This is a genomic window from Cellvibrio sp. BR (assembly GCF_000263355.1).
Taxonomy (GTDB): Bacteria; Pseudomonadota; Gammaproteobacteria; order Pseudomonadales; family Cellvibrionaceae; genus Cellvibrio.
Genome location: NZ_JH668200.1, coordinates 588,881 through 602,688, shown reverse-complemented (window position 1 = coordinate 602,688; position 13,808 = coordinate 588,881). Strand labels below are relative to the sequence as shown.

Genomic DNA, 13,808 nt, shown 5'->3' with positions numbered 1-13,808 from the left:
TGTTTTGCATCCGATGTGTGGACAAAACAGGAAGTCAACATGCTTCTGTTATACCCATTTTGGCGTGCAGATGCCAGTCAATGGCGTTTTTTTTCACAGTTCCTTACGCCCAAAAACACAAAAGCCACAGCCCCCTGATTGAGAGGTGGCTGTGGCTTTGCGGCCCTGGTTTTCAGTTAAAAAACTTAGGCAGGAGCTAATGCAAAAACAACGACGTGTGCAGTAATCAATAACCCGCAGAGCATGAGCTGCTGACGAATACTGAGAGTGGACATAAAGGGTACCTGCTAGGAAATCGGGCCGTGACCCGTGTCTATGTTTCTATTCTTATTAAAATGATCTGCAATCAATACGTTACCGCAAACGGAAAAGTTGATTGTTGCAAACCATGCCATTCCCTATAGACAAGTCATTTATAACATACAAATTTTTACAGACAAATATCGATTGACTATATAGACCATAGAAAATGATGAATATTGCGCCATTTCGCTATATAGCCAATCGTTTTGTCCCACTGCAATTACTGACAGGTCACCTTACCCAAACCCAGAACATAATGACGGTCGCCCGACAAAGGCGAATTAAACGGCACCTGACCATATTTACCTGCCGTAGCGCTCAGGTAATCCACCAGATCCTGCCCAGCCGCAAAATGCCAACTGCCCAATAGGCCCTGCGAGGTGGCGGAATAGTTCTCCGCCAAATTAGCCACTGCACCCGAGCTAATGGTAAAGCCGGTTTTGGTGGTTTCATCGAGATTACAGGCAGCGTCGCCAAACCAAACGAAGTTGCCTTCGCCGCGATAATTACCGCCGGTTACATCGCGAATCAAGTTCGTTTGTAACTCAGTGAGTGATGCAGCCAGATCCGCTTTTTCCTGATGGATGCGGTTAACTACAAACATATTGTCTTGCTGCAATATGCTCGCACCCACACGAATGCTGAGCAGGTCTTTGCGATAATTCACAAACACGTTGTTCAACATATGCGAGGTACCACGGCGGATCAGCGGTACGCGGCGCAAGGTATTGCCGAGCGCCATGTAACTCGCATCGCGTGTCACAAATAAATTGTGGTGCATGGTGGTTCTGATTTGCGCGTCGATTGTGTGACTGTCGCTGGAACTATGTAGCGTTGCGCGTTTCACATCGAGAATTTCGTTGAATGACATGGTGATGCCGTAGGCGCCGACTTTCACATCAAACGCGGAATCGCCGGTGGTATCAAAGGTATTTTTGTGAATCCAGATATCGTGTGATGCGCCGGTGGAGCGAATCATATCCGGGTCAACATAATGGTCTTCGGTGTGGCCTGCGCCTTTAAAGTTCAAGTGCGTGAGAATCACACTGGTTGCGGTCTGTGTCGGTTGGCCAGTGGAATCTTTACCAATCGCAAAACCGCTAAACAGGAAGTGCGCCTCGCTGCCGCGACCATCGATACTTTTGTTGGAGCCAATCACCGGATTGCGAATCGGGTTGTTGGATTTATTCATCGCCGTGTTAAAGAAAGTGCTCACACACGCCGATTCACTCACACTGTTTTTTGCGCACCACTGTTCGTAATTCACACACTCAGCTTCGGTTGCACCGAGAATGGATTGCACAGTCGGATTGCTGCAACCCAAACGGTACATACCAATTTCTGTTGGCTGCGCAAATTGGATTTTGTCGAACACTATCCAGTTGTGCGCTTCACCGCTAATTGCATCCAACACTTGCTGTTCAACCGAGGTGCTGGAATTTTTAGTGATGATAGTGAGTTTGCTGTTGCCGTTAGGATCGTATCCGCCTTTTGCATTTTCACCATAGCCCACTGGAGTACCGAGGGTTTTATATAAACACTCCACAATTTCCTGATCGCTTTGCAAGGCAGTATCGCGCCAGTTTACGTTGGGATTAGTGGCGAGAATAATACAGTCCGCACTCAGGTTTACATCGCCGGGAATATAAGGTGCGCTTGATGATGAACTGCTCAGGCTCGATGAAATAATCGATGAATTAGCACTTGAACTTACCCCGCCTGCCGCAGAACTGCTCGCACCTGCATTACCTGTGGATGACGCACTGCTGGATGAACCCGCCGCATCGGTATATTCAATGACCAGATTATCAATCGTCAAAGTCGCGGTGCTTTCTGCTCTAATCTGTATAAAAGAATTCGCCGTGCTATCGCTAGCGCTCAATACAAACCGTTGACCCACAACCAGAGTATTGGCATTTTCATTAAAGATTCTATCGCCGGAGGTGTTGGCGTTATCCACAAAAATCTGTACTTTTCCGGAACCGATGGCTTGCATCACATCAAATGAAATTTTGTAGGGCTTGCTTAAATCCAGATCTTTACCCACTTCACCAATGGTAAAACGCGCACCGGTTAAGGTAATGGTGCCATCTGCAAACACTGGCGTACCACCGGATTTTTTATAGAGCGATTGACCGCTGCCGTTAACGCGATAGGTTGTGTAGAAATTACTGGCAGTAGCGCCTTCAAAGGTTTCCGTAAAAAATACTTCGGCCACATTACCTGCAGAACTTGATGCAATAGGTTCTTCACTGCTAGCTGCAGAGGAACTGGATTCAACAACTATTTCACTACTATTAACTGAGGAACTTGAAGCAACAGCACCTTCACTACTATTCATAGATGAACTGGATTCAATAATCAGCGTTGATGATTGGCTCGAACTACTGGACGATGGCCCGTTAATTAATTCCAAAGTAGTTTGAAAATGCGCTACGGCTTGTTCCGCAGAAATCAGTTCCTGATTAATGCTACCGGATGCTTGCAATAATGCTTTTACCGCCGGTGATTCAGCAAACACTTCCGGCGCTGTAGTGAAATCCAAAACTGTTCCGGCTGCAATTGCAGCGGCAGTAATTTCAATACCGTTGCTTGCGTCACCATCCGCATCAAGGCTTTGTAATAAACGCAGTATATTAATGAGTTGGTTATCGGTAAGGCTTTCGGTGTTGACTATATCCAGCGGCGTAATAATGTCTTTTGCCACTACAATGGGCAATTCCAACCCACCAATAAAGAATGTAATTAATTCACCTATGCGATAGCTGAATTCACCATTAGTGTTGGTAAAACCTTCTTGGGTTTCCGTGCGGTAACCAATATTGGCAACCGCTGCATCGAGAAATACGCCTGTTGCTACCGGCGCCTGGCTACTGGTCTGTGCTGAGTTAGCTTCTGAACTCGCGATACTGCTTACAGATACTGTCAAACTGGAGATTGAGGATGCAACAGAACTCGTATTACTACTACCTGACCCAGAACCACCACAGGCGGTCATCAATACGCTGAGCATAGTGACTGAAATAATTAATTTCTTCATAGTTTTTCCTGATAAAACATTGTCGTTTTTATTGATTATCAAGACCAATAACTATTGCTGATTGATATGAGCCAATACTTGGCTTCTTTTTTTAGGGGGATAAAAAACGCCCGGAATTACTCCGGGCGTTTGTTTTTCTTTCAAATATTAATTTTGGGTGATTGAGATATCTTCAAAAATAAACGTTTGACTTGTTGCACCTGCAGCAGAGAAAGCACCAACTTTTAAGCTTGTCGGCAACGGTGCAGTAAAGGTTCCACTATTTAATAGAGTGTAGTTAATACCACCATCGGTTGAAAAGGACGAAATATAGCCAGTTCCTGAGCGTACCAATTTCAGATACAGAGTTTCACCGGGTGTAACACTGCTAGCAGCGTTGTTTTTTGCATAGCTGCCAGCGTCTGCAAGTATATGTCCATAAGCAGGTAATAGATTTACGGTAGTATCTGTAGTTTTATCAATTAACCCAGCTAATGCCATAACTTTAGTTCCTGCATCTGCAGCATTACAGACACACATAATCAGTCCAACAGGAAGCTGTGATGACGTGCTCTCATTTACTGTGCCTAACTGTTTCACTTTAGCAGTCAATACAAAGTCACCTGATACGGGGGTACTCACCAGATAAAGTGCTGTTTTGCCAGACTCAAACTTACCGCCCGTCGCTGTAAAACTTAGTGCTGTATCACTGGAGCTATCAACAGATCCACTAACATTGGTTGTGCTTCCACTAAGCTTCAACGCTTCGCCAGTCCAAACAATTGTGGATCCACTTGGCTCTTCCGGCTCTTCGTTCGCGGCTACTGGTGTACCACTTGCACTCACACTGTACTCACTGCTGCCGCTAGCATTCACTGCTCGAACAAATACAAAGTAAGGAGTGTCATTGGTTAAACCTGTAATGACTGCATTGGTACCCACAACAGGATTATTTTCAAATGCTGTTGCGCCATCCACTGAATCCACTGTGTTATAGAACACTTCGTAACTGGTAGCGCCGTTAACGGCACTCCAGGTTGCAGAGATTTGTGCATCACCAGCAGTTACCACGGGTGCATTGGGTGCAGCAGGTGTAGGTGCAACGCAAGTTTCCACCGCCGGTTCAGTGCTAGTGTCGGCTTGGTAACCAATCCACAGGTCGTCGATAGTTACCGATCCGCTGCTATCCGTACGAATTTGCACAAACGAATTCGAGTTACCAGTATTGGAGTTAATTACCACTCGCTGGCCTACGGCTATGCCACTGATGGACTGACTGTATATGCGACTGGCATTACCTTGGGCAGATGCACCTTGTGACGTAGTGTTGTTATTCACATACAACTGCAGATTACCCGCTGCATTGCTGGCAGAAACACAGAAAGAAATACGATAAGGCTGACTTAAATCCAGTTCGCCAAATGTTTCTGTATCTGTACCAAGGGTAGTCACAGTTGGTGTGGTATTACCCAAAGTAAAGCGAACACCTGCCACGGTAATTTTTCCATCAGCAAAAGCCGGTGTACTACCGCCACTAGTGCTGTAGTAAAAAGGCGATTCCTCTGTAGCCAATGCTTTGTAACCCACACTAAAGAAACCAGCAGCATCTACTACGTTGTCAAAGTTTTCTGTTAGCGGCAGCTGAGTATTCACAATGCTAGCTGATGAACTGCTTGATGATGCTTCACTGCTCGATTCAGAAGATACTTCTGAACTGGATGATGATTCAGCTTCACTGCTAGCGACTGAAGAACTTGAAGAGGCTTCTTCGCTGCTTACTGATGATTCCGCTGCGCTTGATTCAGCTTCACTGCTGACTGACGATGAACTTGAAGACACTGCACCACCCGCAGAAGATTCTGAAGACTCAGATGAACCTTCATCCAAATATTCCAGTTTCAAATTATCAATTGTAACGCTGGTAGAACTTTCGGTGCGGAATGCAATAAACGACGTTGCGGTGCCTACAGTGGGTGTAATTTCAATCAACTGTCCAGCAGTCAGGGTATTCACTGCTGCATCAAATACTCTGGAGCTACCTCCATGCATTGAGTTAGCAACGCTTGTCGTATTGTTATCAACATAAACTTGCAGCTTACCTGTACCGGAAGTAGCCACTACATTAAAACTGATGCGGTATGGGCGACTTAAATCAAAATCACCATTTGCACTGGTATCACTTGCCAAGGTATTAGTGCGCGGTGGACGATGACCAATAGTGAAACGGCCAGCAGAAATAGTTAACTCATTATTCGTTACAGTAATGCCACTATTGCCTCCAGTAACAAAGTAGCGTGCTGCGCTTGGATCGGTAGAAATGGATTGATAGGTCGCACTGAAGAGTGTGGCTTTATCAACATTAAAACTTTCATTCAGCGTACCCGCAGTACCTACTGACAAGGCACTGGATGACTGCTCACTTGATTCATTACTTGAGGTATTTGCTTCCGATGAATTTGCAGAAGAACTGCTAGTCGCTTCACCCTCATTGCCAATTTTACCCACACCCGCATTCGCCATCACAATTTCTGGTATAGATGCGGCCGGATCCATTTCGACAGTGTAAGGCACAGTTACTGCGCAGGTTGATTGCAATTGGCCATCAATAACTTCTGGAATAACCAAGGCACCATTACCGACGGTACGGCTGTAATAAATCGTCGGCAGTACTGTGTTGTCATTATTGGTTTGCCAACAGCCTGGTGTAGGTGAATCATCTGATGCAATCAGCGGATTATTGGTGTTGTAGAAGTAGTTACTTTCCACCAATACTTTTGCATTCGCACGCGAATTAATACCGTGGATCATGGTATTAATGTTGTCGTTCGAATAATAGTTGTTATACACATGCACCAGCGCATTGCGAACCAAGGGCGTGCGCTGCTCTATATTTTTATAATAGTTGTGATGGAAAGTAATATTGTTGTTGGTGTCGCTATCGTTAAAACCAACCAAACCTGCACGGCTCGAATCGTTAAACTTGTTGTAAGACACAGTTACGTTAGTCACACCGGATTTCATATCCAACAGTGAGTCATAACCATCTTTTTCGCCGCCCGATGCTTCCAACCAGTTGTGGTCGATCCAGACGCGATCCACATCCGTCTCCATACCAATGGCATCACCACCATTAGATATTGGTGAACCACTTTTCTTCACATTCCGGATATGTACGTTCTGGATTATGATGTTGGAGGCATCGCGCACATGAATGCCAATTTGATCAAACAATGCGTTGGAGCCTACACCAATAATCGAGACGTTACTCATTTGTTTTATTTCAATCACATCGGGCTGGGTATTACAACCCTGCGCAGTAGTATTACCGTGATTGATGGTGCCGTTTACCAAAATTATAACCGGTGCGGTTTTATTGCTACTGCGTACACCACACAATGCCGCATTTAATTCAGTACCTGTAGTCACAGTAATCACTGGACCACCAGCGCCGCCAGTCACTCCTGCATAGGCGGCAAAACCTTCCATTTTGGCAGGGCGAATCCCGGTGCTGCCACTATCAATACTGCTTGTCGATGAAGCGGAGCTGACTGCGGGTATTTCACTAATAGCACTGGAGCTGGAGCTCGCAACTACAGTTTCACTGGATGATGAACTTACAACAGACGCGCTGCTCACCGATGACCCTGGCACTGCAATTACGTCTTCGCTGGTGGCCGATGAACTGCTTTCTGCAGTTTGACTGGAACTGCTGGAAGACGTGCCGTTAATAAATGCCAACGTCTCTTGAAAGTGCGCGAGCGCCTGTTCGGTAGAAATCAATTCCTGATTAACACTTCCGGATGCTTGCAACAGCGCTTTTACGGCAGGCGATTCTGCAAATACATCGGGTGCTACAGTGAAATCCAACACAACACCGGCGGCAATCGCGGCGGCGGTAATTTCAATACCGTTTGAGAGATCGCCATCGGCATCGAGGCTTTGCAATAAACGCAAAATATTAATGAGTTGATTATCGTTAAGGCTTTCGGTATCGGCGATATCCATGGGCGTAATAATGTCGCTCGCTATTACACTGGGTAATTCCAACCCACCGATAAAAAAGGTAATTAATTCACCAGCAAGATAATTAAATTCGCCATTGGTATTGGTTACACCTTGCCGGGTTGCAGTGCGGTAACCAAGATTGGCCACGGCTGCATCGAGAAACACGCCGGTCAATACCGGTGCTGAACTACTTGCCTGATCTGAACTAGCAATACTGCTGACAGATACAGCAGTGCTGGATGATAACGATGAAGCTGAACTGGTGTTTTTACTGCCTGAGCCTGAGCCACCGCAACCAACCATCAACAGGCTGAGCACGAGGGTTGATACAATTGATGTTTTCATTGTTGATTCCTGATAAATCGCTGTAATTTTTATTGTTTCAACAACAAGAATTACTGCATTTGCATGCAATATTCTTGTTATTTATCAAGACCTTTTACTACTGCCGTTGTTACTGAGCTGGTTAGCCAACTTCTGCATATAAAAGCGTTAACACTCACAAAGCCTGCGAGTATTTATTGGAAAAATTATTCTATTTTTTTGAAAGTTAAAAATCGGGGGGGATTAATATAAGACAGTCTTAAAAAGACTATATGCAAACTGCATGGCTTGATAAACGATAAGCAACTATTGGCAAGAGAGAACGAACGCAGAAAGTATAAATTGGATAAATTAGTGCTGCTATCACAAGCAGCAAAAATTGACAGAATCAGTAGTAGAACTTTCATTGGTCGTTTTCTCTAGGTTATTGTAATAATTTGATAACCAAACCAATGCCGAGGTATTCGGGAACGTCCCTCCCAATTATATTTCTGAAGTTATTTTTATATTTTTCCGCCTTTGTTGGCGGGTGACTCGACAATTCTTGAATTTTTTAAACTATTAATCAAGTCACATTTCAATCTGTAAAGGGTTACAGCGTAAGATAGTATTTTGATGTTACATATCTACTCGAATTCACCGTTTTATTTGTCTGGCATTTATAAAAACGGCCAGCATGTACTGGCCGTTTTTAAGTAGAAGTTACTGGGTAACTTCAATATTCCAGATACGAATGCCACCGCCGCTGTCACCATTGCGGCTCATTAAAATAAACAATTCAGAGATAGTCGCATCGGCAATGGTCACGCTAACGGTTGATTGCTCCGGATTGCTGCAAGATGATGCGACCTTCCAGGTTTTTCCTGTCTGATCAACAATTGCTATTTGGCCATTTTGACAAGCACCTGCTGCTGTAGCACTGGCATTTGAATAGGTTACGGTCATGGTGATGGGATTACTGCTTGGCGCAAAAGCATAGGATACATAACGCGAAACGCCCGTCGCACCACTGAGCAAGGTTGGATTTACTTGGCCACTAGTGCCTTCCACCAAGGTGGTTGGCTCTGTGCGCAAAGATGATCCGTTGTAGTTAATCGCATAATCAGTACCTGCACCATTCAAATGCAATCGTAAATTGCCGGCACCAGATGATTGGAAATTGAAATCGCCAATTTTTATCGGTGTTGATGCTGTTGCATTGAAATTGGTATTTTCATTCGCTCCAGGTTGAGAGACAACGGCGGACGCTAACTCGGTATGGCTAGGCTTCCAATTAATGGCGATCCCGCTGGGAGCAGATGAAGATTGGGCAGAAGACGACGAGCTGCTGGCCTCCGGCAAATTCAAACAACTGTTAATTTTGTTGCGCCCGGCATAAGTCTGTACATGGTTTTTTACATCGGCACTTGCCATAACATTGTAGGTGTAAGGCGGTTGGTAATCTGTAGTAACAGAATCATTAGTACCGGCATAACAAGGTGCTGTGCTGCAGGATGCTACAGGGGTGTCGCTCCAAGTGACGCTGGTGAAACTATTACCCGTTGCATTCCAGTAACCAATGCTGGAACTATCCACTGACAGAATAGGATTTTTTACGTTTTCAAAAACGTTGTTATCAATACGTATCTTCGCACCCATGCGCGAGTTAATACCCGTACCCGTTACGTTCTGGTAGTAGTTGTTCCAGATATGGCCTTCGCCGAAACGGAAAAGTGGCAAACGCGATACCACATCTTTCCAGTGGTTGTGATGGAAACTGATTGTGCGGCCTACATCTTCCGCAACTGCATCATCTGAAGAACCCCAGAGGGAGGTTTTTTGACTATTGCGCAACAGGTTATAGGAAATAGTCACATTTTTAACATCACTGCGACCACTGACTAGCTCGTCATAAAGATCTTTATCGACGGTCAGATCGTTGTAAAACTCGTTGTGATCAATCCAGATATTGCTAACCGCGCCGTCTTGCCCATCCAGATGAATATGATCGCCTGCGCCGTTAGCTTGCGGTACTTCATGCATCAGTAAATTGCGCACAATAATATTGCTCGCACCGTGGCTAATGCGCATACCTACACCATCAAATTCGCCGCTATTTTCCAAACCAATAATAGAGACATTACTGCGACGCACACGAATTTCGGTATTGTTGGAATTCGCCCAGGTGATCGGCCCATCGATATACACAATTAAAGGCAAATCTTTGTAGGTCGCGTTGGTTGCACTTAACACACTATTTAATTGCACACCGTTGGTCACAGTCACTGTGTTATTGCCCAAACCGGTATCTGCACCACCAGTCACTCCATTGCCAGCCGCCGCAAAACCTTGCGCAGTATTAAAGTTATTACAACTGGTGAAGTCGAAAGCTACGCTGCTAGTACTGCTACTACTTAACGCTGCACTACTAACTGAGCTAGATGATAAAAGACTGCTGCTAGATTCAGTAACAACGCTAGAAGAGCTTGCGGTACTAGCAGCCAATGACGAGCTGCTCTCCACAGCTAGCGATGTGCTACTTACCACGGACGACGGGGTGGATGAGGCCGCTGGTGGACTAGAGCTAAGTTGAGCGGCAGATGAGTTACCTCCACTGCTACCACCACCTCCGCCGCAGGCTGTTAATGCAACTGCGGCGGCAAGACTGAGAACAAGATTACTGTGTTTCATAAAATATCTACCTCTATTACTGCTGTAGGTTTTGCATCCCAGCCTAAATACAAAACGATCGGACAATGCCGATCGTTTTCTCGGATTAATGTAAAATTTTATTTAGTGATTTCAATTTTCCAGATACGAATGCCACCACCACCGTCACCGTTGCGGCTCATTAAGACAAACAATTCGGATACTGTCGCATCAGTAATTGTGACACTGACCGTTGATTGCGCTGGATTACTGCAAGAGGATGCAACCTTCCAGGTTTTTCCAGTCTGATCAACAATAGCGATTTGGCCGTTCTGACATGCCCCTGCTGCAGTAGCACTGCCATTTGAATAGGTCACCGTTAAGGTCACTGGTGTTGCAACAGGTGTAAAAGGTACGGATACAAAACGGGTTACTCCACCGGCTAAATTCAGCGCGGTTGGATTGACCTGACTACTGCCTTCCACAAAAGTAACCGGATTGCCAGACGTATCGTCTTTGGCAGAGGTGCCGTTGTAATTCACGGCATACTCAGTGCCAGCGCTATTCAAATGTAAACGCAAACTACCTGAACCAGAGGAATAGAATTTAATTCCTCCGATGGTGACTGGGGCAATAGTCGCATTGAAGTTGGCATTGTTGTTAGTTGCTGGCGCAGCAGCTACCAGCGCTTGCAGATCGGTATAAGTAGGCATCCATGTCGTAGTCACTGGAGCCACACTGCTTGATGAACTGCTTGCATCACTTGAAGACCCACCTACCATGTCTGAGCTGGTTGATGAGCTGGCTTCACTGGAAGTCGCTGCACTGGATGTGCTGCTGCTTTCAGTAGACGACACGCTCGAAGCAGATGATGAAGTCACTACACCTTCTACATTCACACAGTCACTGATGTCATCCGGCAATGGATTCCAACCAGCGCCGCTGTTGTAGGCAGCAAATACTTGCGCACGGCTGCAATAACCCGCTGCTTCCGCGAGCGATAATGAATAGCCAAACTGACGACCAGTCAGACTCAGCGGTACACCACTCGAATCCATGCTGTTGTATTCGCGCCAGCCAGTGGTCGCAGTGCCCGTTGCCGGATTAGCGGCCGGTTGCGAATTGATACCTAAACCCGCCCAACCAATTGCATTAATGTGCGAACCGACTTTGGTATTAACAAACACGATGTTATCGAAGGTAGTTGTGCCACCTGGGCTGCGCGCCAAGTAGTGAGTGCCATCGATTGGCGTTTCACCGGTTGGACCTGCACCACTGGTCAGGCTGGAGTTGAGAAATACAAAACCTTTATCGCCCGCCGCTTCAACGCGCGCTTGCAATACATAACCGCCATTGTTGTTACCAGTAGAGCGACCCAGGGAGCGGATTTCACTTTTCTCAAACAATGAAGCCTTACTGTAACCCCAAATAAAATCCACATTCCCCGCAACCAGTGAGTTGTAGAACCAAGTCCAACCTTTTAGCAACAAGGTATCCTGCTCACTGATAAAGTTGGCGTTCTTCGCCACCAAACGGCCGTTAGTGCTATTGAAATAAATTGTTTCAGCCTGACCACCGGCACCAATTAACGTGGTGTTTTTCAGGGTGAGGTTTTCCAGCGTCAACATGTCTGCTGTTTCCACCAAAAATAACGCGCGCCCGGTAGAACCGGAGTTGAGCAATTCGTTGTTGGGATATTGAATCACCGTGTTATCGCGCGACTCACCAATCAACGTCACATTATTTTTGTTGCGCAGATACAGTGGCTCTTCATAAATACCATTATTGATGGTGATAGTGGCCGCATCGTCCAACGCGATATTCTTCATCGCATAATTCAGCGCACCTTGCACCGAACGGAAATGCGCGGTGGTGCCATTGTCATCCACCACCAAACTGGTTAACCCTGCTGCAAGCGCCGGGCGGGTGGTGAAATTCCAGTTGGCATTTTTACCCAAGCCTGTAAACGCTTGACCCGCTAAAGTTGCACCGGTAAATACTGATTCACTAATCGCTACATAGTAGCTGGTGCCAGGTTCCAATTTATTCGCGTGTAAACTAATGCTGGCGGTATTGCCGCTGATGCGAATGGGTTTGGTTTTCAGGTTGCGTAAAGTGCCAAAACCAATTGCATCACTTTCATCCACCAAGGCAATTTTATCGACCAATGAATCGTCGCTGGTTTTAAAAATGCGCACGCTACCGGCGGTTCCCAAGGTGGGAGCAGAATCAAACGTCAATTTCAGCGTTGCATCTTCATAGGCATAGGTTTCACCAGCAGCCGGTGAAAGCTGGTTAGTAAAAGTGTAGCTAGCAGTAGGCATCACAAATTGCGGTGCAATAGTCGCGGTAATGGTGCGCACCAAACCAGAATTGCTGGTGAAAGTGAGTGTTGCACTGCCCTCACCTACGGGCGTAAGTGTGGCAGTGTTGCCCGTCGTGCTCACACTTACCACCGCATTATCGCTGGATACCACTGTCACACTATCGTCAGCACCGGCATCGGTTTTAGCAGTGATGGTAATTGCACGGGGTGCATCGCCCACTTCCGCCGCATAGCTATTGGCTGCAGGTGAAATTAACAGTGATGCCGGTTTTTCATTGGCGTTACCCACTTTTACATCGTCAATTTCAAACGATTTATTCGCGGTCCATAAACCGATTAAACCGGCGGCAGTGAAATCTGCGTCGGTGTGAGTCGCGATGGTTTCGCCATCCAGATACACCGTGAGGTTACTGCCCAACGCTTCAATGCGCAGGGTATACCACTGGCCATCCAGCATTCCCAAGGTGCCTTGCTCAATGGGCTTTTTCACTTGTTTAGGCCGGCTGATGGAGCCGTCTTTCATCTTGGCAATTTCCACTTGGGTGCTGGTAGTCGCGTTTTGCACATTGAGTGCACCGGCATACCAGTTATTGCCATCCACATAGCGAGTGATCAAATAAATTTGTTTGTTACTGGTAGTGCCGTTAGCACGCGGGCGAATTTTTGCTTCGACGTAATAGTCAGCCGAGGTCACACCGGCAAAGGCTTCTGGTTTAACCAGTGCAATCACACCACCAACACTGTCAGCGGTATAACGTAATGTGTAGTTGCCATTGTCATCGGCAATATCAAATGCACCGGTGGGCACCAAAGTATTTAGGGTGGTGGGTTTTAAATTCCATTTGTCGCTGTTGTTCAAGCCAAAATCATCGCAGAAATACAGACCTGTTGCCGGGCACGCCCACGCAGTTGCAGGAGCAGAACTGCTCACGGCACTGGATGACGCTTCTTCACTGGAACTGCTTACCGAGCTGGACTCACTCGATTGTTCGCTCGATTGTTCACTTGATACCTCCACACTGGACAGCGCCACGGAGCTGCTGCTCAGGGCAGCGCTGGAAAGCTGAGCGCTGGAACTTGAGTTTGAATTGGATGAATTATTAGAACCGCCACAGGCAGTCAATGCACCTGCAGCACATAACAATGCAATCAGAGATGTAGTTTTCATAGTCGATAATCTGCTTTTATTATTAATCTTACGAA

The 13,808-nt window shown here is 46.2% G+C and carries 4 protein-coding genes; all 4 read right to left on the bottom strand.

The window, feature by feature from the left end; genetic code table 11:
• Positions 1-523: 523 nt before the first annotated feature.
• The 4 genes from O59_RS21915 to O59_RS02440 all read right to left on the bottom strand — a co-directional run bounded on the left by O59_RS21915 (position 524) and on the right by O59_RS02440 (position 13,773).
• Positions 524-3,343 (bottom strand): pectate lyase, encoded by a 2,820-nt coding sequence (locus O59_RS21915; RefSeq protein WP_232283023.1) that lies wholly within the window; start codon positions 3,341-3,343, stop codon positions 524-526.
• 147 nt (positions 3,344-3,490) lie between these two features.
• On the bottom strand, positions 3,491-7,672 hold the full coding sequence (locus O59_RS20840; RefSeq protein ID WP_050976931.1) for a hypothetical protein: 4,182 nt from the start codon (positions 7,670-7,672) through the stop codon (positions 3,491-3,493).
• 681 nt (positions 7,673-8,353) lie between these two features.
• The gene (locus tag O59_RS20835; protein ID WP_081489621.1) at positions 8,354-10,321 is read right to left on the bottom strand and encodes a polysaccharide lyase family 1 protein; all 1,968 of its coding nucleotides are present in this window, start codon (positions 10,319-10,321) and stop codon (positions 8,354-8,356) included.
• A 98-nt stretch (positions 10,322-10,419) separates the two neighbouring features.
• A complete protein-coding gene (locus O59_RS02440; protein ID WP_007639155.1) occupies positions 10,420-13,773 on the bottom strand; it encodes a pectinesterase family protein in 3,354 nt (1,117 codons plus the stop codon).
• Positions 13,774-13,808 lie beyond the last annotated feature (35 nt).

Bases quoted from the DNA above. Each gene is read 5' to 3' on its own strand.
- O59_RS21915 (WP_232283023.1), bottom strand. From the start codon at position 3,343: ATGAAGAAATTAATTATTTCAGTCACTATGCTCAGCGTATTGATGACC.
- O59_RS02440 (WP_007639155.1), bottom strand. From the start codon at position 13,773: ATGAAAACTACATCTCTGATTGCATTGTTATGTGCTGCAGGTGCATTG.
- O59_RS20840 (WP_050976931.1), bottom strand. From the start codon at position 7,672: ATGAAAACATCAATTGTATCAACCCTCGTGCTCAGCCTGTTGATGGTT.
- O59_RS20835 (WP_081489621.1), bottom strand. From the start codon at position 10,321: ATGAAACACAGTAATCTTGTTCTCAGTCTTGCCGCCGCAGTTGCATTA.